Genomic DNA, 25,520 nt, shown 5'->3' on the forward strand with positions numbered 1-25,520 from the left:
GGTCATCGCGTGGTGTCCTTCGGTGAGTTCCCTAGGCAGGTCTCACTGACATCGCGCGGTGACCGTTCAACTTGATCGCTACGCCGTCGTCAACGAAGACGACCGCGTTGATCACCGGGAGCGGCTCCGGGATCTACACCACTTCACGGGACGTGACTGTCCGACCCCGGTGAGACAGTGCAAGAGCCGTCAAGCGTGAAATGCCACTACACCGTGGGGGTCGGTATGGATCCAAGCTGGGTGAGCGTGCGCGTGCTGTGCCGACGCTGCCGCCGCAGTCACGAGATGTGCGTCAAGGCGAGCACCGAAGTTCCCGTCCCGCTGCAGTGCCAACCCTCAAGCGGTCGTGGACACGCCGAGAAACCCGAGCTGTCATGCCCGCACTGCAGCTGCGGGTGGAGCATGGACGTCTCTGACCTGGTCCGACGAGTGGATGACACCTTGCGCCTGCACAAGACCTCAGCACTGGAAGCCGGCGCCGTGATCTTGGACCTGCGCTAAACGGCGCGTCCTCGATGCCCCTTGCTGATGACCTGTCTCGCGCGGTCGCGGCGATCCTGGCCAAGCCGTTCAGCCAACGCGTGGGCCGAGTGGTGCCCACCACCCATGACGTCGGCTTCGGCGAAGCCGTCAAAGTCAAAGCCACGTTCCTGTACGCCGACCTCAAAGACAGCTCTGGCCTGGTCAAAGCCTGCCAGGCAGCCACCGTCGGCAAGGTCCTTCGCGTCTACCTCGACGCGGCAGCCCGCCTCGTGAAGCGCAACGGGGGAGAGATTAGAAGCTTCGACGGCGACCGCATCATGGCGATCTACATCGGTCCTGGCGCAGCGAATCGATCAGTGCAGACAGCGCTGCAGCTCAAGTGGGCCTGCGAGAACCTCCTGCAGCCACAGCTGGAGAAGCGGTTCGTGGCAATCCCGAAAGCCAAGTGGAAGGTCCAGCCAGCCACCGGCATCGCTACCGGAGAAGCACTGATGGTGCGTGGTGGGGTGCGCCGCCACAGCGACCTGGTCTCTGTGGGCTTGGCCCCCAACCTTGCCGCCAAGCTCAGCGACATCCGCAGCCCCGCGGCCCACCTGAAGATCGACGGCCCCACCCACTACCTGCTCACCCCTCCGTTGTCTGGGGAGCGTTCAGCGATCCGCTGGACGCGCCCCAGACCGATGGCCATGGCAGGCGTACAACACCCGTACTACGCCACCACCGCCATGCAGGCCCTGTGATGCCCCGTCTGCTGAGCGCCGTAACGAGTCTTCGCTCCCGCCTCGCGCGCCGCACTCCTCCACCGCTAGAGCCAGCGCCCCAGGCAGGTGACCCCACACCGGACGCACCGGACGCACCGGACGCACCGGACGCACCGGACGCCGTCGACAGTGCCTGGAAGATCCACGCGGCAGTGGCTGACTGGACCGGGCGCGTCGATGCGAAGGCCTCCTTCGCCCTTGCAGCCGAGAGCGCCGCCATTGGTGTCGTCCTGAAGCTGAGAGAGGCCCCAGGTCCGTACTCCGGCCTCCCAGACGGACCGGCGGAGTGGCTGTACTGGGCTGGCATCGCATGCCTGAGCGCAGCGATCCTTTGTGCGCTGCTGGTGGTCAGGCCACGCCTGCGCGCCCGGCACCTACGTGCCGAAGCTCCGGAGAACTTCTTGTACTTCGGGCACCTGCGTTACTGGGAGCCGGACGCCTTGCAGCGCAAACTCACCGACCAGAGCATGCTGGCGCCGCTGTGCACCAACATCATCAACGCCAGCAAGGTCGCCTGGGTGAAGCACCGCTGCGTACAGGCGTCGCTCACCCTGACGGTGCCTGCGAGCGGGTTCCTCGTCGCCGCAGCACTCCTTGACACCTGAGCAGGCGCCTCGTGGGCGGTCGATCACCCAGTGCGAACGGGTCATGCACAGCAAGTGCAGCAGCGCTACAGGTTGCGCCGTGGTGAGCCGATGGAGCGAACACCGCTAGACTTCTGAAGTACTTCAGAGGAAGGTGAACGCCATGACCACCACCCTGCCGCTCAGTCGCCTGGTGCAGCACCCCACCGAGGTGGCGACCCTGGTGGCCGAGCAGGACATCGTGCTGGACCGGCGCAACGCCGAGGACCTGTACCTGTCCACCGTGGAGCGCCACGAGCAGGAGAGTCAGGGCCTGCGCATCACCACCAGCGCTCTGGCCGCCCTGGCGCGCGTGCGCCCGGACCTGGCAGGCGATGCCCTCAGCGAGACCCTGCCGTGGATGGTGTGGCTGCCTGTGGACGAGAAGACCGCGTGCCTGCAGGAGCTGCTGGACAACCTGCGCGCCGGCGCTGAGACCAGCCAGCTGCGCCCGTTCTTCCTCAACCTCGCTGCCTGGCGCTCCACCGCCATCACCTGGAGCGACCCCGACCTGGCCGCCATGCTGCTGGCCGGCCACGACGGTGACGGGATGAGCGAAGAGGACTCCCTGGTCGCCCAGCCCGCGACGTAAGCCCCCCGAAACCGCTCTGATCGAAGCTGCACGACCGCCGGTAGGTGTCCGTCGGTCGGTTTGAAGATCGGAGATCAGCATGACTCGAGGAGCACCGGTCCCGCACCCGTCGGGCTGGCAGATGCGCTTTGCCAACCGCAAGGCCAGCGTCGGATGGGCCAGTGTGGTCGCGCAGGCGAGTTCGAACGCCGCCACGGCGTGGGGACAGATCCTCACCACCCCCCGCCACATCAGCGAGCGCCAGCATCCCTTGAAGGGGAAGTTGGCGCAGGGCGCCTACGAGGGCCAGACGCTGGAGCGTTGGCAGTACGAGGTCACCGGTGGCGGGCGGCTGTGGTATCTGATCGACGACCAGGCCAAGACGATCTGGCTGGAGATGGCCAGCACCTCTCACCCCAAGGCCACCGACCGCCGTCGTTGACGCAGGGGAGCGATCGAAGGCCTGGACGAACCCTCCGGTTCACACATCCGGTCATTCGCCTCCTCCAAGGGAGGAGGCGAATGACCACCCCCTTGCCTCACCAGTGCCCCGTAGAGCGCACCAGTACGAAGCACAACCACCGGGCGGGGTATCCGGGCATCGCTTGCAAGAGGGGGAGTCGCACTACCGCGCGGAGCCCGATGAGCGGTCCTCTAGCGATACACCCTCCCGCGCGGGTGAGGCAGCCACCACCTCACCCGCGGACGCCCTGTTCGCACGTCCTCATGGCCGCTCTCGTCATCGTCGCGGTGGCGAGCAGCTCGCGGGTCGCGCGGCGCAGATCCCCGGCAACCTCCTCGAGGCGAAAGCCGACGAGGCGGCGGCGATCATCGACGTCGGCGTCGCGCTCGGCGCGCGAGGTCGACGCGTTCGGCCAGGTGCTCGGCCTCGACGGCGAGCTCGCAGGCCCGGGCCGGGGTGAGCCAGGGCCGGCTCATGCCCGTGTCCCGGGGGAGCCGGCTGGCACTCCATCCAGGCGGTCGCCTGGACTGCGACGTCGAGGGAGGCCAGCGCGGATCGGACGGCGGCGTCGACGTCGGTCCAGGTGGTGTTGCTGGCGTCGGTGCTCATGCGCAGGCGGCGTGTGGCGTGCAGGTGCTCGAGCACCTCGGCCGCCTCCTGCAGCCGCTGCCGGCAGTCGTCGGCGCTCTCCAGCTCATGCGAAGCCATGGGGTCCTCCTGCTGCTCAGGCGAGGAATCTGCCTCCGCATCAAGGGAGGCCAGGTAGACCCATCGTGGCGTAAATACTTTGATACGCAAATAAGTAACTACTTACTACTCCGCATGTCGCTCTCGACGCGCAGACGGACCCGCTCAGCCAGGGCCGGGTCGGCCAGCAGCTCACGGATCAGCGCACGGATGACCTTCACGCGGTTGAACCGGGTGAAGCCCGACGCTCGGGCCGCCGTGCGCATCCAGTCGTCGAGCGAGTCGTACAGCGCCTGGGCGAGGTCGACGCTGAGCCGGACCATCGTCCCGCCCTCCTCGCGCTGCATCGGCGCCGCCGCGGGAGCCTTGTCCTGCTCCGGCGACACTTCGTCGATCACCGCCGAGGTCGGAGGAGGGATGACCTGCCCGCCCTCCCGCATCGCCCGCAGTCGGGCGCTCTTGTCGGCCGCGGTCTTGTCGGCTCGTGTGGCCATTAGCCCTGCCCCTCCAGTAGCTCGATCATGGCGTCGCCGTAGGCGGTGTCGGTCGCCCTGGTGATGTTGTCCCCAGCGGCTTGGGCGAAGAGCTCCAGGCGACCCACCTGCGCGCGCAGACACCACCAGCCGTCCGCACGGATCTGCTCGCGCCAGGCGGCGGTCGAACCGGCATTGGCCACGGTCCGGGTCAACAGGACGGCGGCAGGCACTGGCGCGTAGGTGCGTTGGGTGGCATAGCGCATGCCGCCGGCCTGGTCGAGCGTCTCGCGCACCGCGGCCAGGCGGCCGTACTCCAGTGGCGTCGGAGCGGTCGGCACCACGGCGAGGGTCGCCACCCGCAACGCCGAGACCACCACGTGGGCCCGATCTGCCAGAGGCGGGGTGTCGATGACGACGGCATCGACCTCGGGCGGCAGGTGGTCGTGCAGCTGCTCGTGCAGGCGCGGGGTCGCCATCGGCAGCACGAGGAAAGGGAAGGGCTCGGGGGCTGAGCGGCTCCAGTCCGCAGAGGACGCCTGGGGGTCGGCGTCGACCAGGGCCACCGTGTAGCCGGACTCATGTAGGACGTGGGCGAGGAAGACCGCCGAAGTGGTCTTGGAGGTGCCGCCCTTGAGGTTCAGGACTGGCATCACCAGCCGGCTGGGCTGCTCACTGCGCACGCGCGAAGCATGGCAGTAGGTAAGTAGAGACGTCAATAAGTACCTACGTGACAGCGTGCCTACGTAATTACCCAAAAACGTATTTACTTACTTACGTAACGACCGGATCCGCTCTGGAGGACCACGAGTCGTCCACTCAGCACGAACGGTATGGGCGCTTGGTCAGCGGCTGGGTCCGGAGCCCCGGGATGGCCCTGGAGGTTGGCGCCAGGGGCCCGGCTGACCTGCCCCGGGGTGGTGGCCGCGGGCGCGGTCCAGTGCCTGTTGCAGCGGTGACGGCGGCGCGTGCTGTGCCTGCTCGACCTCCCAGGCGGTGAGCTGACCGGTTGCTCGCTGCTCACGCACCGCGGCCTGCGCGGCGACCTGCCCGGTGCGGTCGGCTTCGGCCTGGGCAGCGGTGACCTGCTGACGAGCGGCTCCCACGGCGCCCTCGGCGTGGGTCATCCGCGCCCGCCCCGCCACCTCCCGCGCCTGGGCGTCCTCCTGCGCGCGCTGTGCCTCGAGCAGGACCGCGGCACGTTGCGCTGCGGCGGTGGGCCGTCCCCCGAGCACCGCCCATGGTGCGGCCAGCTGCTCACGGGCTCGCCGTGCCGCCGACAGCTCCTGTCCGGCCGCGATCGCTGTGGCGACCGCGACCGCAGTGCGCTCAACCTCGCGTGCCAGCTGCTGCCAGTCCGCGCTCGCTTCACGGTGGGAGCGGCTGGCCACCTCCAGGGCTCGTCGTGCTGCTTCCAGCGCCGACAGCGCGCCGCGGTGGGAGCTCTGGGCGGTGATGCGGTCGCGGGTGAGCTGTTGACGGTGGGCCACCACCGCGTGGTGCTCGACCAGGAGGCGTTCCCGCTGGGACTGCTCCCCTAGCCCGTGAGCCGGGTTCTGGGTCGGCGTCTGCCCCGGCTTCGATCCTGTCTCCCGCACTGGCTCAGGCACCGGGCCCTGGCCTTCCTTCAGGGCCACCCCGATAGCGGGCTTGCCCGACGGCTGCTCACCGGGCTGGGTCAGCAGTGCGCTGGTCGCCGCCCAGGTGTAGTCCTTGCCCAGCTGAGAGCCCTTGAAGAACACCTGCGTCCCGCCGGCATCCACGTGACCGTCCAGGCCGTAGGAGTACCCCGAGACCCGTCCGGTGGAGGCCACGTTGGCCCGGAACAGCACCCCCGAGCGGGTCAAGTGCTCCTCGAACCCCTCCCGGCCTCTGCCGCTGGCGGCGGCCAGCGCAGTCGCGGTCCCCACCAGCTCCCGCAGCCGCTCCCGCTCACCGCCACCCAGCAGCTGCCTCGAACCTTCAGAGCTCCCGTCTCGCCCCGGCGCAGCGGCCCGATCGGCGGTCTGGGCAGCCAGGCGCTGCCCGCGTTCGCGTTCCCCATGGCTGATCTGCGGACGCGCCCGGTCATACCGGGCCGAGGCATCGATCAGCTGGTGGGCGACCTCGATGCTGCGGCAGGCGGTCTGGGCCTTGGTGAAGTCATGCGACAGCGAGGCGACCGTGCCCGCCCAGGAGACCCGGGAGACGGTGAGATGGATGTGGTCCTCCCCGTGGCGGGTCGCCGTCCACGGGTGCTCGGTCAATCCCATCGCGCTGATGTAGCCGGTGGCGATCTGTCCCCACTCGCCATCGGAGAGCACCCGGTCCTGCGGGGCCGCGCGCAAGCTGGTGCGCCAGATCCCCTTGACCACCCCCGGACGGGCGGCGACGGTCTCATCGATCATCACCGCTTGGTCCTGCCAGCGGCCGGGCACGTTGCCGGCCACGGTGCGGGCGTTGACGTGCTCCTCACGCCGCCCGGGGCCGAAGTCGTAGGCCAGCGCCGCGCGGGCCGAGGACCCGCGCGTGATCCGCGGGATCATTCCCGCCTCACCGCTCCTCAGCCCTGCCTGAGCGCTGCAGCCACTGTGCCCGCTCGCGCAGGCTCATCGCCTCCCAGCCCGCCGGCCGCCGGTCCTCCTCGGCCGCCGAGGAAGACCCAGCAGAAGACCGTTCAGCGGACACCTCAGAGGAGACCGGCACCTCAGAGCCACCGTCAGTGCCAGAGCCGCTGTCAGTGCCACCGTCAGGGCTCGCGTCGACGTCAGCCTCGACGTCGGGCCCGGTGGCGGGCTCAACGCGGCGCCGGGGGCGGCTGACCCATGGATCCACCGGCTCAAGGGGCCCGTCAGGCTGACCGGCTTGCTCGACCGGCTCCACCACGGGCTCGGCGGGCTCGGCGGGCTCGAAGACGCGCCGGCCCCGCACCGCCCGCGCCGCCGCCACCACCTGCGCCACCGCCTCACCCACTCCCGGCGCCAGCGCCTCGTTCTGGTGGGAGTACCGCGTCAGCTGGTTGAGGTTGTTCGCCGCCCCCACCAGCGCCTCATACGCCGCCGCGTTCACCGCCGGCACCACCGGGACGTCACCAGCCCGCGACCCCGCCACCCCCGCAGTCCCCAGTCCTTCAGCGTCCAAGACCACCGCGCGCACCCACGCGCCCATCTCCGCCCGGCCCGATGCGTCACGGCGGGCTTCCCACGCTGCCCACTCCGCATCCGAGACCCGCACCGAGATCGTCCGCTTCCGCGTCACCCCCGGGGTGCCCCGCACCATCGCCGACCCCTCCGCTCTGTCGCCGTACCGCCTACGCGCCCCGCCCTTCCGGGCGGCCCTCAAGGGCCGTCCCGACCGGCCCGTAGGGCCGGTACTCCCGGGGCGAGCGCAGCGAGCTCGGGACGAGAAGGCATAAGCGAAGCGCAATGCCATATCTCGCTCTCCCACGCTGGTACCGACACCCTAGGCCGGCGGGTGGGCGGGCTGGAACCCCTGATGGGCGCCCAGCGCCCATCAGGGGTAACCGCAGGTTCGAGACGACCGGCGCCCCAGCGCCGGGCGCGCCTGCCAGGGCGAAGGACGGCAGGCGGTGCTCGACGCGCCGCCAGGCGCCGTCGGCACCCCCACCGGCTGCAGCCCGGACCTCGAATCTCAGAGGCGGTCCAGGACGACGCGACAGCAGCGGGCACACGCGCAAGAACCCCACCTGGGCAGGTTGGGCGTTCCTGACGTGCGGGAGTGGCGCGGTGAGATCCCTACGACGCTTAGGCTTGGGGTCGATTGGGTATAGACCAGGTGAAGCACACGATGGGCCACCGGGGTGGGATGTGTGCTCAACGGTTCGCAACATGCAAGGCTGTGGGACCTACAAGGGGGGCTAGCTTGCAGACCATCGACGTCAACCGGGTCGACCGAAGCCTGGAGCTGGCGATTCGCGACCCCAAGGCGTACTTCGAGTGGGTCGGCCAGGAAGCCCGCCGCAACGCTGATGCGGTCTCTGCTGCTGCTGACCGTCGGCTGGGTCGACGCACAGGGCGGCTTACGGGATCCTCGTCTCGATCGTAAGGCGACCTCTTACCCGGACGAGCCGCCACAGAACAGACGCGTACGCGCTGCCTCGCTTCTGACCATTGGTAACAGACGGACCTGGCTCTTGCCTTTGACCCTGCTTAGTGACCAGCAGAGCGGCAGGCAAGCCGTTGGTAAACCGTCACTGTCAGAGCACAACCTGACATGTCAAGCTTGCGCTATGAGGATGCGTTCAGGTTCTTGCTGAGTGCGGCTGCCAACAGCCGGCCAAAGGCTTCCACGGTCTCCCAATCCAGCCTGGCTTGCTGGTCATCGGCGCCAAGCACAAACGTGTTGGGATCTGACACGTCCAAGGTCAACATCCCATGCACGCGGTGCGTGCCATCAGGCCTTTGAGCTAGCACGGGAACCGAGACCCACCCGGAGTACGCCTTGGAGGTGTTCCACCCCGGGGGAGGGGAGCCCGGCATTCCCAGCACCCACTGTCGGACCTGGTTCGCCTTGACGGCCGCCAACGCTTCCCTGCCCTCAGGGGTACTTGAGTCGAACACTTTGTCAGGAACAGGCCCTCGACCAGCATGGGAGTTCTCGGGAACCAGTCGGTCTCCAGCGGGGCTGGAGACAAACTTGTAGAAGATCGCACGAGCATTCAAAGAGCCACCATAGATGTCGACCAATCCATTCAGGACGATCGACTTTACCACTCCACGTAACTCGAACCGGGCTTGATTGTTAGTTGCGGCGCTGGACATCGATGCGAGCCGAGAGAGCGCATGAGCGATAGGCGTCAGAGAACCGATGATGCGGGTATGGCGCTCAAGGACTGCCGCCGCTTTTGCGCTCTCAAGATCTTCACTGATTAGACGGCTTTGCCGAGACTCCCAAGCGCCCATGGCGGTAGGAGCTACAAGGGCTAGGATAGTCAAGAGCACGCCTACCACCTGCAGGGACGTCTGCCGGGGGAGCCTTAAGGACGTCCAGGTAGCCTTAGGATCAAGGTCGGGGACAATAAGGCTGAGGTAGTAGGCGTAGCCCGCGCTACAAGCGGCAACAAGAAGGGCGACCGTCCACCCGATGCGTCGCTTCGCCCGAACATCCATGACTGCCCCCTTCCGCCTCTAGTCTTCATTAAATCGACCCACAAGAAATAGGCTTCTTACGGATCCGTCACGGCGGCATTCATCTTACATGACAACTCGAACACCTAGGCTCTCTCGCAAAGACGGCATGCTTCATCACTATTGCAATTGAATTCAAGTTAAACCCTGACACTAGTAGCAGCCCTGATACGGCTGAGCTTCCGACGTGCTCGGGCAGGCCCACCACAGGACACCACTGAGCCCCGTCCCTGGTTCCTGCCCCAGGCTCACCCCTGACCTGCTGGCTTCCAGCCCAGTCAGGCTCGGCATCGACCACGGACCGGCCAAGCACCTACCTTCACCCCGCACCTTTTGATCGCGGAGCTCGGCAACGAGGCCGGCCTTCATGCTGCTCACCTACCTTCTCCCCACTTGATCTAGCGGTCTCACCAGATTCGGCGCGCGCGCAGCGCCGCTCGCGCCTGTGCCAGCACCACGGTCGGTGGCACCGCGGCGGCCACCGCAGCTGCATGCTCGGCTCGCCGGACCAAGGCTGCAGCCGCCGCGTCCGCCGACCGCTGCGCGGCCGCGGCCCGGCTGGCGGCCACCGGCCCGGCAAATCCCCGCCAGGGCGCCAGCCGCCAACGCAACCACGCCGCTGGGTAGGCCACTGCCCGTGCCGGCCGCACGCACCCGTCGACCAAGACGCCTCGTCGACGTCGCTCGGCGGCAGTGCGATCGGCGTAGTCAACCTCGACCGGCGAGGAAGGCACCGACGACGGGGGCCTGGCGGTGTAGGTGCGGGCCTTGCCATCCGGGGTGTGGTCGATGGCCCACACGAGGTCCTCCACGCCCCAGCCTTCCGTTACGAAAGCCCGGATGACCGAGGCCACAGCCGCCACCGACAGCGGCCGTAGATCCAGCGATCGGGTCCGCAGATGTTCGGCCACCGCCACCAACGCAACACGACGCTGACCGCGGGTGGGTTGCCTGCCAGGGCTGGAGGCCCTGGCAGCGTCTGAGTCGGTGTTAGGGCTGAGAGGGTCGGCAATTTGCAACCCACCCCTCGCCATCTGGGCTGCTTTTCCTGCCGCAGACTCGGGAGGTGCCGTGGTGGTAGTCGACGTTGACGATCTCCACGGCTTTCCAGCGACTGGTCTACGCGCGCTCGCGCGTGCGGGGTTGTTCTTCACACTCTCCCTACGGGAGAGGTGGGGGGGGGTCTCAAGTCTGTGAACGATGGCTTGGGGAGTACTAACCTGCGCTGATCTCTGGCCGGGTGTCGCGGTGGGGCGGTAGTGCCCACTCTGGTTCTGGTCGCTCTGGCGACCCTGCTCCACGTCGCCCGCCTGCTGGGCACATTCAGGAACGGGATTGGGTAGGGGCTCGGTCAGCAGGTACACCGCCGCGCGGTTGCCCTGAACCGGCACCGGAGCCGGGCGGTCCCGACGCGGGCGGGGCTGAGGGCGGAACTGCTCGGTGGAGCCGTTCTCCAACGTCACCAGCAGCCGCTGGGTGTGCAGCCACGCCAGCACCCGCGCCACCGTGGCCCGGGAGTACTCACTGGCCTCGATGAGCACCGGCCACGTGGGCGCGGTAGTGGAGTCGGTCCGTGCCGCCAGCGCCAGCACGGCGGCCACCTCGAGGACGGTGCGGGCCCGGTCCGCGCGCAGCCCCGCCACTGCTGGGTGACCCCGCACCGTGCGCAGCCACCCCGGGGAGCGCAGTACCCGCGCACCCGCACGGGCGGCCACCAGCCGGTAGGACACCGTGCACGGCCCCGTACGACGGCGAGCTCCTCGACGACCCCGCGGGCAACCGCGACGTCGACCCGACACCTGCACAGGAGCCGGGGACAGCGTCAACGCGCCCTGCGTGGCCACCGGATGAGCGGCGGCGCCAGCAGCCTGAACAGAACTGGTGCCGTTATCGGTACCGGCGAGGGGGAAGGGGACGGCGCCTCGACGCGCCTGGGGAGCCACTACCGGTGGCTCTCACCCGACCGACCATCTGATCGACAACGTGGCCAAGAGGTGACATCTGGTGGCGCCACTCGCGCGCACGGGCCTGCGTTGCGTACTCTCATGGTGACCGCTCTCCGAAGCCGCAATTCGGTGGGTGGAGGAAGGTCTCGGGGTTGGCGCCCCGGGGCCTTCCGGCTTTCCGGCCCTCGCGGGCCGTGCACCCCCTCGGTGCTCGTCCGCGGGGGCCGAGTCGTAGATGGTGCGGTGCTGACCATAGCGACCCGGTGCATGCTGCGGCAGGACCAGGGCACACGCTGCGTCCCATCACCTCTACCAGCGGTCACCAGAGGTCACGTCATCGGGCTGTCCCTCTCGGCCTCGACGTCCTCCCGCTCGATAGCCCGACGGTGCAACTGCACCAGGTGGGCCAGGAAGTCCTCCTGGCTCATGGCCGAGGAGGACGCAGCGTCGACCTCCTCCTCGGCGGCGGCTTCAGCGGCCCGCTCGGCCAGCAACTCCTCCACTGCGGAGGTCTTCATGGCCTCGACGGGGTCGCGTCCCTCGGCGATGGCAGCGGCAACCATGGCCTCGGCGATCCGCTGCTGCAGCTGCGCCAGCAGAGCCGCGGGCGAGCGCTCGCCGGGGTCATGGGGCTGGGCCTCGGAGACGGGTTCGGTACTCATGGCGGGGAGTCTTCATGCGGTGGCCAGGTGCCGGTAGATCCGGCGCGGCTGTCCCCGAAGGTCGCCGCAATCTGGGCGACAGGTGGGGTCGCTGGCGTCCTAGAGCGATGAAACAGCGAGCGGCTTCCAGTTCGATGACTGGAAGCCGCTCGCTGTTTTATCGGCTGTTGTGTCGGGACTTAACCCAGACGCGAAGTGCCGCCAATCCGACGCCGATCGCTAGAGGTATTGCGAGGATAGAGGCGATACTTAGCGCTCCCGCGAAGGCGTCGGCGCCACCACCGGTCGTCACTAGGTTTCCGTACCCATCAAGCATCATGCCCTGCACCTGGCCCTTCATAGTCAGAGTGCGTTGGTGACACTGTACTTGTCCTTCCCGAGGAAGAAGATGAGCTTACCCTGGTACTGCCGGAGGGTCTGACCACCCGCACTCTGGGTGATCTTTGCGACCAGTGCAACCTGTGCGTCACCGTTCGGGCTTTCGGTCATCCGGATCTTCTGCAGATCCAGGTTGTCCCAAGAGGCTGCTCGAGTAGTGATGTCGGGGTATCCAGCAAAACTGATCTTGTCGTACGTTCCCTTCAGGATCTGGAAATCAGTCCGGAAGGATGCCGAGACGATGGGGTTGGCGCCGCGTACCACGCACCCCCTGTAGGTCGAGTACCCCGACCCCGAGTTGACGCTGCAACCATCGACCGATGCCTGCGGGGAGATGCCTCCACTGGTGGCCTTCGGCTGCTCGACCTGAATGATCGATACAGAACCATCTGCATAAACCGAACGCGTAGTCTTGAATCCATTGGCCACATTGGTCGTCGTCGAAACCGGAGCGGCTCCGGTCGTCGCATCCAGAGCCTTTCCGGCCTTCATCTTCGCAATCAGGCCATCCTGAGTTGCTGCCGAGATTCCGTTATCGCTCATCCACTGTCGGACGTCCTTCTCACCATCAAGAGGGGCGCTTGCGACTGATCCGCCGGCCGCGCTCGATGCAGATGCCGAGGAAGCCATCGCAGGAGAAACCGATCCCGCAATCACCGCTGCAGCGAAGGCTGCTGACATCGCGACACGAAGACTGCTTCGCATGTGGGCCACCTCACAATAGTGTTTCAATTTCGACACGCCAATTAGCCCTGTCGAAGCTTTGCGAGATGGACTGTAGGGAAGATTATTTGGGCGAACAACCTCCCCGGGTAGCATGATCTACTCATACCCGGGGATGACAAGAGCAGCCCGCTTCAGGCGAAAAGTTTAGGCTGCAGGGATTGCGCAGGATCTGGCCATGCTTAGTTCACCGACGGTGAGTGAGTCATTTCATTTTCCACTTGGAGTAGCCCAGATGGCCGGGGGCGGTGCTACCTCAGCTCTCCTCCAGGTGACGGTAGATCGTGGTGCGGCTGGCCCCGAAGGTCTCCGCGATCTGGGCGACGGTGTGGCCGCCGGCGTCGTACATCAGCCGCGCCTGGGCGGCCTTGGTCGCGGTCATCTTCACCACGCCCCCGCCGCGGCGGCCGCGAGCCCGCGCGGCCGCCAGGTCCTCGCGGGTGCGCTCTGCCACCAGGTCGTGTTCGAACTCGGCGATGGCGGCCAGCATGTGGAAGAACAGCCGGCCCCCGGGGGTGGTGGTGTCGATGCCCTGGGAGATCGCACGCAGGCCCACCCTGGCGGCGTCCAGCTGTGCGGTGAGGTCCTTGAGGTTCTTCACCGACCGGCTCAGGCGGTCCAGCTTGGTGACCACCAGGGTGTCCCCGGGGCGCAGGTAGCCCAGCGCCTCAGTGAGGGCGGGGCGGTGGGCCAGGGTGTCGGAGGCGTGGTCGGTGGAGATCTTGGTGCAGCCGTCGGCGGTCAGGGCGTCGTGCAGAGGGTCAGGGTTCTGCTCGCGGGTGGAGACCCGGGCGTAGCCGACACAGGTGCTGGTCGACGTCGTCGACGTCGAGGATGAGGTCATGGTCGACGCGGTGGTGGCCATGACCCCGAGCCTGCGGGCTCGCTGTTGGGGCCGTTTCGTAGATGTCGCTGCTGCGACGTTGGTCGCGGACATGGGCCATGGGACGCGACACGACCGGGGCTCAGGCGGCGGCGCCGGGTGTCTCGTGGACGGTCATTGCCCTCTGCTCACGGTGGGGATGACTTTGCTGGCTGGGCCAGTAGCGCGCGCAGCTGCTCTTGACGGCGGCGCAGACCACGACGCCACCGCCGCTGCACCACCAGCGCCACCACGACCGTCACACCCGCGGTCACCCACGAGGAGACCCACGACGGCGACCACCACCCACCGATCAGCGGCTGCAGCCCCACCGCGACCACCAGTCCCGCCGCCAGCACCCAGGTCGCCACCAGCCGGCCATGGGTGCGCTCGGCAGTGGCAGACCACCGCAGCGCCAGCACTGCCTCACCAGCACTTCCTGGGGCAGCACCGGCACGAACGACGCGCTCAGCAGCATCCAGCTCCTGCGGGCTGGCTCGTTCCAGCCTGGCTAGGTCCAGCCACCCCTCACGGTCGCGGCGTGCCTCAGATCTGGTGCGCACCACGGTGCACGCGATGACCAGCGGCAAGAACACCACCCAGAAGATCGCGCCCCAGCTCTGGTCAGGGTTGCCGACAGCACCGGCCAGGACCACCACGCAGGTGATCTGGACGACCTCCAGCACCACATCGAGTGTTGTTTGAGCTGCCGTCGGTGCCCGCCACCAGGAACGCCGCCACAGCAGCAGTGACGTCGATGCGGGCAGAGCTCCTGGACCTGCACCGGGTGCCCTGACCGACGGGGCGGTGCGCGGTGGAGTGGGCGATGGAGTGGACGGCGGATCGGACACCGCGGCTCCCTGCTCAGAGGCGAAACGCCCAAGGGCTGCGCTGGACCACCTCATGCTGATGACCGCGCGGTCCACCCGTCATCGATCTCCAGGTGGACTCCTGCGCCACCACGTCAGCTGTGCGGCAGGTGCGTTAGCTCCCTCGAGGGTGACGGTGGGGTGTCCAACATCATCTGCAGGGCTGATGCCCAGGTGGTGTCCGCCTTCCTACCGTGCGGAGGTGTCCTCCGACCTCACTGCGCGAGCCCACCGCGGTGCACGGTGGAAGAAGGCAGCTCCGTGGACGCACGTGCGCCTGCTGCTGGTGCTCGCGTGGCTGGTCCTGACCGTCACGGCGATGGCCACGGGACAGCGCCACAGCAGCTACGCAGACCTGCAAGCCGCCATCGCCAGCGGGGCGGTGCACCACGTCAGCGTCACCGCAGACCTGCCCGCTGGAAGCACCGGGTCAGCGCTGGTGGAGGTGAGCTGGCGCGAGGGCTGGACCAAACGGATCGCAGAGTTCCGCCAGGTCCGCGGCCTGGACGCTGGCAGCGTGAGCTCCCAGGACGGTGAGCCGGTCATCCACGGTGACCTAGACCAGGTCCTGCGCGCTGATCGACCGGACCTAGTCATCACCCGTGGTGAGCGGCCCGGGACCTGGTCGGACCTGCTGGGCTGGCGGGTCTCAATCGCGGTGGGGCTGACGGCTCTGGCGCTGGGGCTGGCGCAGACGGTGGTGCTCATCGCCGGGCCGGCGCCGTGGTGGGCCACGCGGTGGGCGTGGTTCTGGCTGTCGTGGACATGGGTGGGGACGCTGGCGTTCCTGCTGCTGGCGGGCCCGACCCCGGGCGTGCGCATCGATGGTGCTGGCCGGCGCCGTCTCGGTGGGTGGTGGGCGTTGCTGATCGCGGTGGTGGTGGGGTCGGTGTTCTCCGCCGGGTCGATCTGAGTCAACCTGAGCTGACCTGGGTCGATGTGAGCTGGTCGTTCAGGTGAGCCTCCAGAAGGGCGGTCGTGGCGGTGCAGGTGCTGGGTGGGGTGTTGGTCGCCGTCGGGGTGGTGACGGTCTTCGCGGTCTTGGGACGTACCACGCGCGCGCAGGGTGAGGCGTCGACGCTGAAGAGGCAGCTCGCGCACTTGCCCCGCAGTGAGCGACGCAGGGTGGGTCGGGCGGTGCTGCGCGGCCAGGCCGCCACAGCACACCGTCAGGGTGACGCGGTGGTGGTGGCCCAGTGGTTCTGGCAGCAGCGCTGGACCGCGGTGTCCAGTGCGGCTCTGGTGGTGATGATGACCGGGCTGGCACTGCAGTCAGACCAAGCGGGCTGGCTGCTGGTGCTCTTCGCTGCTAGCGGTGTCGGGAACGCGGTGGTGGCGGCTCTGAGCGCCGTACGCGCGGTGGCGGGCCGTCGCTACCTGAGGGAATTTCCTGCGGCGGTCTAACCGTGGCCCTTATACACGTCTACGCGTAGCCATGTCGAACCGTCTCCACAAGCGACCGTGCCTGAGGCGTGCACTGCACGAGCGCTGAGCGCCGGTCGGGCTCAGTCGATCCGCAACGTGCCCGACCGGCGGCCACCAGCCTGCGCCCGAAGAGTCGTCCGCCGCCCGCCGATCGCGTACCGGAATGCTGACAGGGGCCGTGCTGGCGTGGAACCAGCCGCAGCCTCCAGCGACTCGGGCCGGACTGTCAAACCCTCACACCGGGCTCGACTTCCCCGCAGGGCGAGAACCCCGCTGACCATCGCGGGAACCACGATCACAAAGATCAAGGCTAGGCGATGGTGATCGGTTGCGGGGCCTCTTGAGTAAGGTGCAAGACGCGCGATTCCATTGAATTCTTGGGGTCAGTGACCTGCCTCAGTCCGCCAATCCTTAGCCTACCCAGGGGACTCGCGGCGATGACAGCACTACCTATCATAATGAGGCTGAAACTCCACAGTCCCATAGTGCTGATAATCATCAGGTGGAGCAGGACATCCAACAGCAGGGCCGCATTCTTCCCCGCATGAGGCAGGAGCAGCAACGCTGCGATGACGATCTCGATGATGAGAGCGCCCCACGTCAGCGTGAGCACCCCCACAGGGTGGTCGGTCAGAGCCAGCATCAGCGATGACGTGGGTCCAGCCACGCCGAACATGGGATCACGCACGATGTAGTACTCAGCCGTTCCATTCACCCAGTCCGCTACGCCGAACTTACTTACGGCACTATCAAGATATATGAAAGCGACCTGCAGGCGAACCGCCCATAGGACGACAAACCCTACACCGCTAGCAATTGGACCGAGCTGACGCTCCCCGCCGCTTTTCCAGTGCCACTTCCGGTCGTCCAAGACGCACAGGGGAATGATGAGAATCGCTATGATCCTCAACACTGACTCTCCACCGTCAGGCAAGGAAATGCTCACCGAGAACGAGTAGGCGAGCCAAGCGTGAAGAATCCCAGTGAGGCGAGGACGCCAGCCGGACGCTACAACAAGCAGAAGAGCCGCCATCAACCAGCGGTGCCAGTCAAACCCACTGTTCAGATGGCCGATGCAGTAGAAGGAAGCGCTCTTGACGGTAGTGGTGCAATCTGGCGCCTGCGGCTCGCCGAGGACGGGCGGGAATAGTGCGTGCGGTGACGTAAACAAGACAACACTCAACTGAGCAAGAGCCAGCAAAGAGCGACCGGTCCCGAACCAAAGGTTCCGGGGGTCAGTCAGGCGGGATGAAAGGAAGGCACGGCCTAGCCGGTCTGACCAACCCTGTGGCTGAGACTCCGGCTGTGCTGCGCCCACCACTCGGGCGCTACCTCGTCCGCCTTCCGCAGCCGGGTGAATTTTTTGTTCTTTGTGCAGGTTGCCACGAGTAGGCACGAGCCCGCCCCCTCCTCTTAGTGCTGCACATTACAAGCTAGGACTGGAATTAGGGAGCATTCAAGTTTTGTCGACTTTTCTCATGACTGGTGGTCGCACCTAACTTGAAGATGCTCCACTTTTTCGATTCGTAAAGCATCAGGATATAGGTTGCGATAAGACCAGGGGGTAACGCGCTGTTGAGTGAGGATAATGTTGCCACATAAAGTCGGCGCCGGGGAAGTATTTTCGGCCTGCTCGACTTTTTGTTGAGAAGCGGCTTTCAGACAGATGGCGGCTCGGTCTGTGCAGTCAGCCCAACTGGTTACCTCTGAGCTGAGCAGTCCAATCTCGACTCCCTGCGCACGCTGTGTACGCGTTATTCCGAAAAAGTTCGACGCCTTCGCCTGAGGAGTCTTCATCAAGGACTGCGGCTCCTTGGCCGTCACCTCGCCCTGGTAGGCGACGATTTCGGCGCTCTCGGGGTCTCGTGTGAAGAAAGACCAGTTCTGGGGTGCAATCGTTGCGAAGACGGACCGCCATGTACCTCCGTCTCGGGAAGACAGCACGTTGCTGGGCAGCGTGAAAAAGACCGAGAGAAGCAGAGCGATTCCCACAAGAAGAGCCGAGACGGCTACGGCAGCCACATGACTGCCTTCCACAAATCGTGGAACGCGTGGGCGCAACTGAGTACTCTTCATCAAGAGACTTTGAGGTCGCTCGCAACAGTTGCCGTCAGCTCATCGGTGTCGAACGCCGAGAGGCTGCTATCGTCAAACTTATAGGTCAGCACAACCGCGGCCAGCCAGACGAACGCTGCTGCGACCGCGACCTCGGTTGCAACTGCCACGTTCGCATACAAACCACCATTCACGACGGCAGCCACGTTGACCGCTCCCTGGTAATTGGTGACCACGTTGGTTCGCGTCTTGTACGAGCCCTTGGCGCTCGTTGCTGCAGCACTAGCTTGCAGGCTGGAAACGGCAGCATCGTCAGGCTTGACGAAGTCATGCAGCTCGCTGCTGATGGCGAGCAACGCGCCCTTCACGGCGTACGGGTCGCCAGACTGAACCGGCACTGCGACTGCCGAGTGGAACTGCGGGGTTGCCGCGAGGAACTTGGTAACGAAGTCGTTGGCTTGGGCCTGGGTGAACTTCTTCTGGACGCTGTTCCAGCCAAGCTTTTGAAGTACTTCCGGGTGACTCTTGGCCGCTGGCCCCGACCCCGTGAGCAAAAGGAGGGCAATGTTAGTGTCTGAGTAACCGCTTACAGAGGTGATGATGGCCGGCGGAGTGGTAGGGGTATCTGGTGTGGGCGCAGTGGCGAGTGCTGTGTTGGCACTAGCAACGAGAAGGGACGCCGAAGCGCCCACCGCGGCAGCGAGCTTCATGCTCTTCGACATGGACATGAGAAGCCTCCTCGAGAAGTTGTTTGGGCGCAAAGCATCGTCCCGGATTGATCAGTCGGCCGGGCTGGCGAATTTGTGGTCTTTGATTGTCGGTCAGCAAGAGGGAACTCTACTGAGTGAACTGTTTAGCTGCTCGATCAGCCTTGCGTGCGGCGACAAGAAGCAGCGCCACAACAAGGGCGTACCCAAGTCCCGAGCTCAACAAGACAACACTGTTCGCATCGTCTCCATCTGCCCTCAGGAATACGGCGAGAACAAGGGACAGCACGGCAGCAGCTACTGCGAAGACGGGGATGACCCTCAGGAGTGGATCTGCGGCTTGGTGCCCTGCGTCCCAGGCCTTTTCGCTTGACTTTGTGGCCTTGGTTCTGATCCCGAATGCGTCGTTGGCATTCAGGGTGCCGTTCTGAATGTTGTGGTGAAGCATCCATGTCACTACCGCAAGGATGATTAGTCCAAAGCCTGCTGTCGCTGCGGTAACGAGCGGCATTTGGTCACTCTCCCTTCAGGTGAAGTGAGAACCCGATGACGCGGACGCTAGGGGTTTGGCCACGGCCGCAACAACCCTGGAAGAGTAAAGGTTCTTTAAAAGAGGTAGTGCAAGTTTGTATCTACAGGCTTCCTTCAGGTAGCCCGAAGGGGTTTCAAAGGTTGCTCACTTGACTCTCGGCCAATGTCCGTAATGTCCGATTCTGCGAGGCTGGTTCATGTGTCGTACACGCCATGGTGATGGAGAAGAAGGATTATCGGTCAACAGCTGAGGAAGCTCAGGTGGGCGCTGCTGTCACCCGCCGGCTGGCGCGCTGCCGGCGTCACGGCCGTCGACCCCGCCGCTCTACACCAGTCATGGACACCAGCTATCGACACCGTAATGACCGTTATGGTGTCGACGGGCTGTCGGAGGTGGCCGCTAGCGTCTCGATCGTGAGCATCGGGGCCTGGAGACCGCTGGACGAGCGCGAGGCCGGGGCGGCGGCACCCGAGCCCGTTCTACTTGATGGCGTACCGGAACACCTGGACAAGCCGCTACGCCAGTGGCTGCACGGCTTCCTCGGCGAGACCCACCACGCGCAGCGCGTAGGTCTGCGTCTGCACATCGCCGCCAGAGGTCGATGGGACATCAAGCAGGAGCTTCTCGCCGCTGAGCCCGACGCCCTGCTGCGCGTCACGGACGCGGCTCTGTACTGGCATCCCCTGGGGAAGCAGTGGGCCGAGCGGGCGGAGAACGAGTGGGTCTCCCCGACGCAGCGGCAGGACTGGCAGCAGCAGTTCGTCATCCCGGCAGTTCGACTCCGCGACATGCTCGTAGATGCCGGGTCCGTGTGGACCGTCACAACCGGTGGACGGTCCCTGCAGCGACGCGTCGATGCGACCGTGCAGGAAGCTCATGACGCGGCGAAGCAAGCGGCATCAACATCAGGGCGACCTGAGGCTGCCCGCGACCTCGCCGATGCCTGGGCCAAGACCTACGGCCTGCACCCCGAGCCCTCCGAGGCCTACCGGCTGGCAATCCGCGCCGTCGAGGACGTCGCCATTCCGGTGGTCCTCCCGCAGGACAAGAACGCCACCCTCGGCAAGGTCCGCACCCACCTGCGCGACGCCAGCGCCCGCTGGCGCACCAACATGGGAGCTGGCGCAGAGCCGGTCGTCACCATGATCAGTTCTTTGTGGATCAGCCAGACCGACCGCCACGCCGGACAGGCCGAGCTCGAGCGCATCGACCAGCAGGCCGCTGAGCAGGCGGTGCACTTGGCCACCACGCTGGTGCAGTGGTTCGCTGCCGGCCACGTCCAGCGCGTGCCATGACGACTTCCGCATCGTCACCGGCGGCCGCGGTGCAGGTGCTGTTCTTCTCAGCACCCGCACCAGCACCGGCGTTCGTCGGCCACAACTCGGTGGCAGCACCAGCGCCGCAGCGCCCAGCATCGGCGGCCTCCGGCGCAGCGCTGCTCGAGCCGGGCTCACCGCTGGCCCAGGTGCTGGCTGGGTTCTTGCTGGCCTACTCCGGCGCCACCCGCACCGCCTACGCCTCAGATCTGCGCCACTTCCTCACCTGGACCGCAGCTCGCGCTCCCGGTATCGACCCGCTGGGTGTCGCCCGGGCCCACCTCGACGCCTACGCCGCTGACCTGGCTGCCACGGGGTTGGCGCCGGCGACCACCGCCCGGCGCCTAGCAGCGCTGGCCGGGTTCTACGCCTACGCCGTCGATGAGGGCCACCTGCAGCGATCCCCTGCCGCCCGAGTGCGCCGACCGAAGGTCGGTGAGCACACCACCTCCACCGGGCTGGACCGCGCCGAGCTGTCCGCACTGGTCGCCGCCGCTGAAGCGGACGGACCACGCTCGCTGGTGGTGGTGCTCCTGCTGGGCCTGAACGGGCTGCGGGTCTCTGAGGTCGCCGGCGCCCGCGCCGAGCACCTGGGCACCGAGCGCGGCCACCGCGTGCTGGCCATCACCCGCAAGGGCGGGCGCACCGCCCGCGTGCCCCTGGCTCCCCGCACCGCCACCGCCGTGGAGACCTACCTGGCCGGGCGCACCAGCGGCCCGCTACTGGTCACCCGCACCGGGGCGGGCGTGGACCGGCACGCCATCTGGCGCTTGCTGCGGCGCCTGGCCCGCGACGCGGTGCCGGCCAAGGCGGCCTCGATCCACCCTCACGACCTGCGGCACGCCTTCGTCACCCTGTCCTTGGACGCCGGCGCCTCCCTACGCGATGTCCAGGACGCGGCCGGGCACGCCGACCCCCGCACAACGCGCCGCTACGACCGGGCGCGTCACCACCTGGACCGCCACCCCACCTACGCCCTAGCCGGCCTGCTCTCCTGACACCGGCTGGCCGTGCTCGCGGTGCCGCACTCAGGCAGCACCGCGAGCACAGGGCTCACCGCTCCTTGCGCACGCCCTTGAACGGCCCACGACTGGACTTCTGCGCCAGGAACTGGCCGGTGGTGTTGTCGCGCTTGACCCACACGCCGGTTGACGTCTGAGTCTGGCTTCGTCCCCTCACTGCACCCACCCGGTAACCCGCACCCGTGTTCTTCGCCACCTCGACCACTCCTCTCATCAAGAGCATCACCTGCTCCAACAAGTGTGACCGGGGGCGGCGGAACTGCGGCAAAAAAGCAAAAGGTCACCGGTGTGACTTCAAGAGTCACCGCGGTGACACCGTCGGCCCCGTAGGACGTCGGGGCTCATGGCCATCCAAGAATTCATAGCCCTCATGAACCGCTTCGCGCAGCGGCCGTACCTGGCCGCGATGGCTGGTTTCCCAGCACTGGTCGTACAGGTCGGTGAACCACAGCCGGGCGGTGACCTGGTGGTGCTCTCCCATGTGCGTCAGCCACGTCGGCTCTACGACCGTCCAGACCTCTCCCGGCGCCAGCGCCGCGTGACGATCGCCAGCGTCCAGTGGAAGCGCCTTGCCGTCCAGGAACCACCACAGGTCCAGCTCCCGGGCAGGTCCTTCGCTGTCGTTGCGGATCGTCGCCACCCGAGCGCGGTAGGTGCCTGCATCAAGGCGGGGCCAGTCCTGCTCCTGGACGCTCACCCACACCCGCTGCGCAGCAGCACGCCAGCGCCGGTCCTCTTCCTGAGCGTGCACTGCCTGGTCGTGGGCCCACCGCTGCCTCAGGACCCTGTACCCGAGGTAGGCGAAGAGCAGGGTCAGAGCCGAGATGGCTTGGACGAGCAGCGGCGGCAGTGACATGACCGCACGCTGTCATCCACCCCTGACAGCCCATGGGAGATTCCCCAACGTGGGACACCCAGCCGCGACCTAACCCGACGGCGTACAGCGACCCTGTACGGCTTCCACCCGACTCGCGACCCGAGCCAGAGAAGGGGTTTCCCAATCAAGCCGCCCTAGAGTCGCAGAATCTCTAGCCCGCGGGGAACAGGTTTGAGGACGTCCCTGCGCCGGGTGCACCCCTCGTGGCCTGGGCGGCCTGAGGGGCAAGATTAGCCATGGCGGTCGTCACATAAGACAAGAGTTGATCGGTCGAAACTCCATCGGTGGTTTCTGAAGGGCTGTTTTCTCCGGGCTGCACGACGCATTGTTGATGCAAAAGCCCGTCGGGTTTTACGGAATAAGCCCCCGAGTAGCCGCCGACTAGAAAGTATGTACCCTTCGATGCGTCATAGGTACCCAAAAGCAAGAGATAATCACCTGCTGGCAACGTAGGACCCGTCACCGGACTGTTCGTATAGATATGAAGACCATTAGGTAGGGCGCCTATAACCCCTTCAGGGGAACGAGTCACTATCTCCGAGCCGGGTCCAAAATCAGTTTTAGCTCGCTGCCCTGTCAGGGTCGCTCTGGCCACGAGTTCTACATAACCCGGAAGGGATTCGATGTCGGCCGCACTCTTTGGAGTCTGACAAGGCACCGGCGGAGGCGCTGCAATGGGCCCATCCGTTGAATTTCCTGAGCCACTGGAGACCATAGAAGGTGGGGGAGTCTCTCCAGCCGCTAAGGTGCCGTTCGTACCGCATCCACAAACGAGGGAGAGCACGCCTGCAGCAGCGGCGAAAAAAGCGCCCGCTCGCAACTTTTTCACCATATCTTCTCCCCCTCATAACGGCAGGTTCCACTATTGGCTGAAAATACCCGAACCGCCGATCCTCCAAGCGGATTGATATAGTATGTAGGACACGTAGTGACGAACTTAGGAGGATCCTCGGCTCGATAGACCCGTCCAGACACCTGCGGCCCCCACCCACTACTTGTTTGAATATGAACGGCTGGAGAAAATGTTACGGCAGGAAGACTGGGGGGCGACCCCTGGAAAGAAGTGTTAGTCGAAACTTCTCCGACTGCGCCGGCCGAGTTTCCTCGGAAGTATGCTGGGGCGATGATCCGATTACCGTACAATTCTTGATTATCCATCTGGGCAGCCCAGGTAGATGTCGGCCCTGTCGAACTGACAGTGACCAAACCAAACGTGCGAGTTCCGGTCAATCCACAAGATCCCACGTTTCTCAGAAATTGAGAACCGTTGCTATCAAACGCCTCGACAAAATTCGATAAATATCGACAATCACTATCTTTCGCCACATCCATGTAGCCCGTCTGATAGAACGATCCGTCGGGGAACCTGATACCGATCCACCAAGATTTAGTAGGGGTACCACCCGGATAGTTGGGGCTTAGGGCGGGTTGGGTCATCTTCGTAGCTGCCCCATATGCGGCAGGCTGATTCTTATCGTTCCCTAGAGTCCCAATTTGCACATATTGCTCCGCATATGCTGGCGTGGATATAAAAAACAGAAATATCGTCGACAATATTGCGAGCCCCACGGTTCGCATTTTCATTGATTCCTCCGTCGAGTAGAGGTGCAGAGGTAGCGCCCGAGAGCACGCCGCTGATGATCAGCGTGCTCTCGTGATCGTCAGCCGTCAAGAGCGAGTCGGCGACTCACCGCAGGCCGGCGCGGAGGGGGCTTTCTCGGGGTCAAGTGAGCCTCGATCCACCGCGACCAGCACGCTGCCCGCTACTCCTGCAACCCGGCAGCGTCGCTGCTGGCTGATGTCGACCGAACCGGCCCATGTGTCACGCCGGCGCCCGCACCGAGCACCTGAGCACCGAACGCGGCCACCGCGTCCTGGTCACCACCCGCAAGGGCGGGCGCACCGCCCGCGTACCCCTAGCCCCCCGCACCGCCACCGCCGTGGAGACCTACCTGGCCGGGCGCACCCACGGCCCCCTGCTGGTCACCCGCACCGGGGCAGGCATGGACCGCCACGCCATCTGGCGCCTACTGCGCCGCCTGGCCCGCGACGCCGTCCCGGACAAGGCCGCCTCGATCCACCCCCACGACCTGCGGCACGCCTTCGTCACCCTGTCCCTAGACGCCGGCGCCTCTCTGCGCGACGTCCAGGACGCCGCCGGGCACGCCGACCCCCGCACCACCCGCCGCTACGACCGCGCCCGCCACCACCTGGACCGCCACCCCACCTACGCCTTGGCCGGACTACTGACCTGACGCAGGGGACTGGCTCGGGGGACTTGCCGAGGTCAGCGGTGCGCTCGGGCCTCCGCATCCGGTAGTCGACAGGCAAGGGCAGGCACACCCCCAGATACCGCTGTGTTCGGCGGCGCTGTCCGACCGGTCACGTCCCCTGTAGTGGTGTAGATCGTTCTCACCGTGCGGGGTCAGCTGGTGGGGATCATGCCGTCGTCGCGGCCCCGGTGTCGATGCTGATGCCGCCGTCCGTGACAGCACCGGGGACAGTGCTGCTCAACGCCGGCAGGGCGGCGATGTTGGTGCCGTTCAGCGCGGCCATCGACGCCTCGGACAGGTAGCGACGCTCGCCGGCGGCCCACTCATCATGGGCCTCGATCAGCACGCACGCGGTCAGGCGCAGCAAGGCGGCGTCGTTGGGGAAGACCCCCACGACGTCGGTGCGCCGCTTGACCTCCTTGTTCAACCGCTCCAGCGGGTTGGTCGACCAAATCTTCTTCCAGTGCGCCGCGGGGAACCCCGTGAACGCCAGCACGTCCTCACGGGCGGCGTCCATGACCGCGGCGACCTTGGGGTGCGTGGCCTGGAAGGTGGCGGCCACCGAGTCCCACTGCGACTGGACGCCGGCTGCGGTGGGCTGGGCGAACACCGTGCGGTAGGCGGCGGTGACGACCTCACCGTCGGCCTTGGCCACGTGGGCCAGCAGGTTGCGCGCGAAGTGCACC

Annotated in this window: 26 protein-coding genes; 10 read left to right on the top strand and 16 right to left on the bottom strand. The window is 66.2% G+C overall.

Features of this window, described 5'->3' with window-relative positions:
- Window positions 1–515 precede the first annotated feature (515 nt).
- From FMM08_RS22210 to FMM08_RS22225, 4 genes are all read left to right on the top strand, one after another.
- On the top strand, window positions 516–1,223 hold the full coding sequence (locus FMM08_RS22210; RefSeq protein ID WP_147928542.1) for an adenylate/guanylate cyclase domain-containing protein: 708 nt from the start codon (window positions 516–518) through the stop codon (window positions 1,221–1,223).
- A 173-nt stretch (window positions 1,224–1,396) separates the two neighbouring features.
- The gene (locus tag FMM08_RS22215; protein ID WP_222711092.1) at window positions 1,397–1,849 is read left to right on the top strand and encodes a Pycsar system effector family protein; all 453 of its coding nucleotides are present in this window, start codon (window positions 1,397–1,399) and stop codon (window positions 1,847–1,849) included.
- A 142-nt stretch (window positions 1,850–1,991) separates the two neighbouring features.
- On the top strand, window positions 1,992–2,459 hold the full coding sequence (locus tag FMM08_RS22220) for a hypothetical protein (RefSeq protein ID WP_147928543.1): 468 nt from the start codon (window positions 1,992–1,994) through the stop codon (window positions 2,457–2,459).
- A gap of 79 nt (window positions 2,460–2,538) precedes the next feature.
- The gene (locus tag FMM08_RS22225; protein WP_147928544.1) at window positions 2,539–2,880 is read left to right on the top strand and encodes a hypothetical protein; all 342 of its coding nucleotides are present in this window, start codon (window positions 2,539–2,541) and stop codon (window positions 2,878–2,880) included.
- A gap of 827 nt (window positions 2,881–3,707) precedes the next feature.
- Here the strand turns inward: FMM08_RS22225 and FMM08_RS22230 are convergent.
- The 5 genes from FMM08_RS22230 to FMM08_RS22255 form a co-directional block, all read right to left on the bottom strand.
- Window positions 3,708–4,082 (bottom strand): hypothetical protein, encoded by a 375-nt coding sequence (locus FMM08_RS22230; protein ID WP_147928545.1) that lies wholly within the window; start codon window positions 4,080–4,082, stop codon window positions 3,708–3,710.
- On the bottom strand, window positions 4,082–4,744 hold the full coding sequence (locus FMM08_RS22235; protein ID WP_222711093.1) for an AAA family ATPase: 663 nt from the start codon (window positions 4,742–4,744) through the stop codon (window positions 4,082–4,084). The genes FMM08_RS22230 and FMM08_RS22235 overlap by 1 nt, the downstream gene beginning before the upstream one ends.
- Before the next feature lie 162 nt (window positions 4,745–4,906).
- The gene (locus FMM08_RS22240) at window positions 4,907–6,490 is read right to left on the bottom strand and encodes a relaxase/mobilization nuclease domain-containing protein (RefSeq protein ID WP_147928546.1); all 1,584 of its coding nucleotides are present in this window, start codon (window positions 6,488–6,490) and stop codon (window positions 4,907–4,909) included.
- A 103-nt stretch (window positions 6,491–6,593) separates the two neighbouring features.
- A complete protein-coding gene (locus FMM08_RS22245) occupies window positions 6,594–7,187 on the bottom strand; it encodes a hypothetical protein (RefSeq protein ID WP_147928547.1) in 594 nt (197 codons plus the stop codon).
- A 2,407-nt stretch (window positions 7,188–9,594) separates the two neighbouring features.
- Window positions 9,595–10,104: a hypothetical protein gene (locus FMM08_RS22255; RefSeq protein WP_147928549.1), complete on the bottom strand. Its 510-nt coding sequence runs from the start codon at window positions 10,102–10,104 to the stop codon at window positions 9,595–9,597.
- A 523-nt stretch (window positions 10,105–10,627) separates the two neighbouring features.
- On the opposite strand from FMM08_RS22255, the gene FMM08_RS22260 reads away from it, so the two are divergent.
- Window positions 10,628–10,840 (top strand): hypothetical protein, encoded by a 213-nt coding sequence (locus FMM08_RS22260; RefSeq protein ID WP_147928550.1) that lies wholly within the window; start codon window positions 10,628–10,630, stop codon window positions 10,838–10,840.
- A 622-nt stretch (window positions 10,841–11,462) separates the two neighbouring features.
- Here the strand turns inward: FMM08_RS22260 and FMM08_RS22265 are convergent.
- The 4 genes from FMM08_RS22265 to FMM08_RS22280 form a co-directional block, all read right to left on the bottom strand.
- Window positions 11,463–11,795, bottom strand: a complete 333-nt coding sequence (locus tag FMM08_RS22265) for a hypothetical protein (RefSeq protein ID WP_147928551.1) — start codon at window positions 11,793–11,795, stop codon at window positions 11,463–11,465.
- A gap of 342 nt (window positions 11,796–12,137) precedes the next feature.
- Window positions 12,138–12,887 carry a hypothetical protein gene (locus FMM08_RS22270; RefSeq protein WP_147928552.1) on the bottom strand — a complete coding sequence of 250 codons (750 nt, stop codon included), beginning with the start codon at window positions 12,885–12,887 and terminating at the stop codon, window positions 12,138–12,140.
- A gap of 265 nt (window positions 12,888–13,152) precedes the next feature.
- Window positions 13,153–13,740, bottom strand: coding sequence for a recombinase family protein (locus FMM08_RS22275; protein ID WP_147928565.1), 588 nt, complete (start codon window positions 13,738–13,740; stop codon window positions 13,153–13,155).
- Window positions 13,741–13,907: 167 nt separating this feature from the next.
- Complete coding sequence (locus FMM08_RS22280; protein ID WP_147928553.1) at window positions 13,908–14,444, bottom strand: hypothetical protein; 537 nt, start codon at window positions 14,442–14,444, stop codon at window positions 13,908–13,910.
- A gap of 385 nt (window positions 14,445–14,829) precedes the next feature.
- Between FMM08_RS22280 and FMM08_RS22285 the strand changes: the two genes are divergently transcribed.
- Together FMM08_RS22285 and FMM08_RS22290 are read left to right on the top strand one after the other, a co-directional pair.
- A complete protein-coding gene (locus tag FMM08_RS22285; protein WP_147928554.1) occupies window positions 14,830–15,540 on the top strand; it encodes a hypothetical protein in 711 nt (236 codons plus the stop codon).
- A 65-nt stretch (window positions 15,541–15,605) separates the two neighbouring features.
- The gene (locus FMM08_RS22290) at window positions 15,606–16,031 is read left to right on the top strand and encodes a hypothetical protein (RefSeq protein ID WP_147928555.1); all 426 of its coding nucleotides are present in this window, start codon (window positions 15,606–15,608) and stop codon (window positions 16,029–16,031) included.
- A gap of 331 nt (window positions 16,032–16,362) precedes the next feature.
- Here the strand turns inward: FMM08_RS22290 and FMM08_RS22295 are convergent, their stop codons facing one another.
- The 4 genes from FMM08_RS22295 to FMM08_RS24200 form a co-directional block, all read right to left on the bottom strand.
- Window positions 16,363–17,448, bottom strand: a complete 1,086-nt coding sequence (locus FMM08_RS22295) for a sporulation-delaying protein SdpB family protein (protein WP_147928556.1) — start codon at window positions 17,446–17,448, stop codon at window positions 16,363–16,365.
- Window positions 17,449–17,528: 80 nt separating this feature from the next.
- Complete coding sequence (locus tag FMM08_RS22300; protein WP_222711094.1) at window positions 17,529–18,044, bottom strand: SdpA family antimicrobial peptide system protein; 516 nt, start codon at window positions 18,042–18,044, stop codon at window positions 17,529–17,531.
- Window positions 18,045–18,127: 83 nt separating this feature from the next.
- Window positions 18,128–18,835, bottom strand: a complete 708-nt coding sequence (locus FMM08_RS22305) for a sporulation delaying protein family toxin (RefSeq protein ID WP_147928558.1) — start codon at window positions 18,833–18,835, stop codon at window positions 18,128–18,130.
- Between the two features lie 109 nt (window positions 18,836–18,944).
- The gene (locus FMM08_RS24200) at window positions 18,945–19,325 is read right to left on the bottom strand and encodes an SdpI family protein (protein ID WP_147928559.1); all 381 of its coding nucleotides are present in this window, start codon (window positions 19,323–19,325) and stop codon (window positions 18,945–18,947) included.
- Window positions 19,326–19,681: 356 nt separating this feature from the next.
- On the opposite strand from FMM08_RS24200, the gene FMM08_RS22315 reads away from it, so the two are divergent.
- A complete protein-coding gene (locus FMM08_RS22315) occupies window positions 19,682–20,641 on the top strand; it encodes a hypothetical protein (protein ID WP_147928560.1) in 960 nt (319 codons plus the stop codon).
- On the top strand, window positions 20,638–21,660 hold the full coding sequence (locus tag FMM08_RS22320) for a tyrosine-type recombinase/integrase (RefSeq protein ID WP_222711095.1): 1,023 nt from the start codon (window positions 20,638–20,640) through the stop codon (window positions 21,658–21,660). The genes FMM08_RS22315 and FMM08_RS22320 overlap by 4 nt, the downstream gene beginning before the upstream one ends.
- Window positions 21,661–21,715: 55 nt before the next feature.
- Here the strand turns inward: FMM08_RS22320 and FMM08_RS23245 are convergent, their stop codons facing one another.
- A complete protein-coding gene (locus FMM08_RS23245; protein WP_187279939.1) occupies window positions 21,716–21,880 on the bottom strand; it encodes a hypothetical protein in 165 nt (54 codons plus the stop codon).
- 105 nt (window positions 21,881–21,985) lie between these two features.
- The gene (locus tag FMM08_RS22325) at window positions 21,986–22,540 is read right to left on the bottom strand and encodes a hypothetical protein (protein ID WP_147928561.1); all 555 of its coding nucleotides are present in this window, start codon (window positions 22,538–22,540) and stop codon (window positions 21,986–21,988) included.
- Window positions 22,541–24,378: 1,838 nt separating this feature from the next.
- Between FMM08_RS22325 and FMM08_RS22330 the strand changes: the two genes are divergently transcribed.
- A complete protein-coding gene (locus FMM08_RS22330; RefSeq protein WP_147928562.1) occupies window positions 24,379–24,816 on the top strand; it encodes a tyrosine-type recombinase/integrase in 438 nt (145 codons plus the stop codon).
- 184 nt (window positions 24,817–25,000) lie between these two features.
- On the opposite strand, the gene FMM08_RS22335 is transcribed toward FMM08_RS22330, so the two are convergent.
- Window positions 25,001–25,520, bottom strand: a 520-nt coding sequence (locus FMM08_RS22335) for a transposase (protein ID WP_187279940.1), incomplete at its 5' end; no start/stop codon positions are given.

The sequence above is a fragment of the Quadrisphaera setariae genome (genome assembly GCF_008041935.1).
Classification (GTDB): domain Bacteria; phylum Actinomycetota; class Actinomycetes; order Actinomycetales; family Quadrisphaeraceae; genus Quadrisphaera; species Quadrisphaera setariae.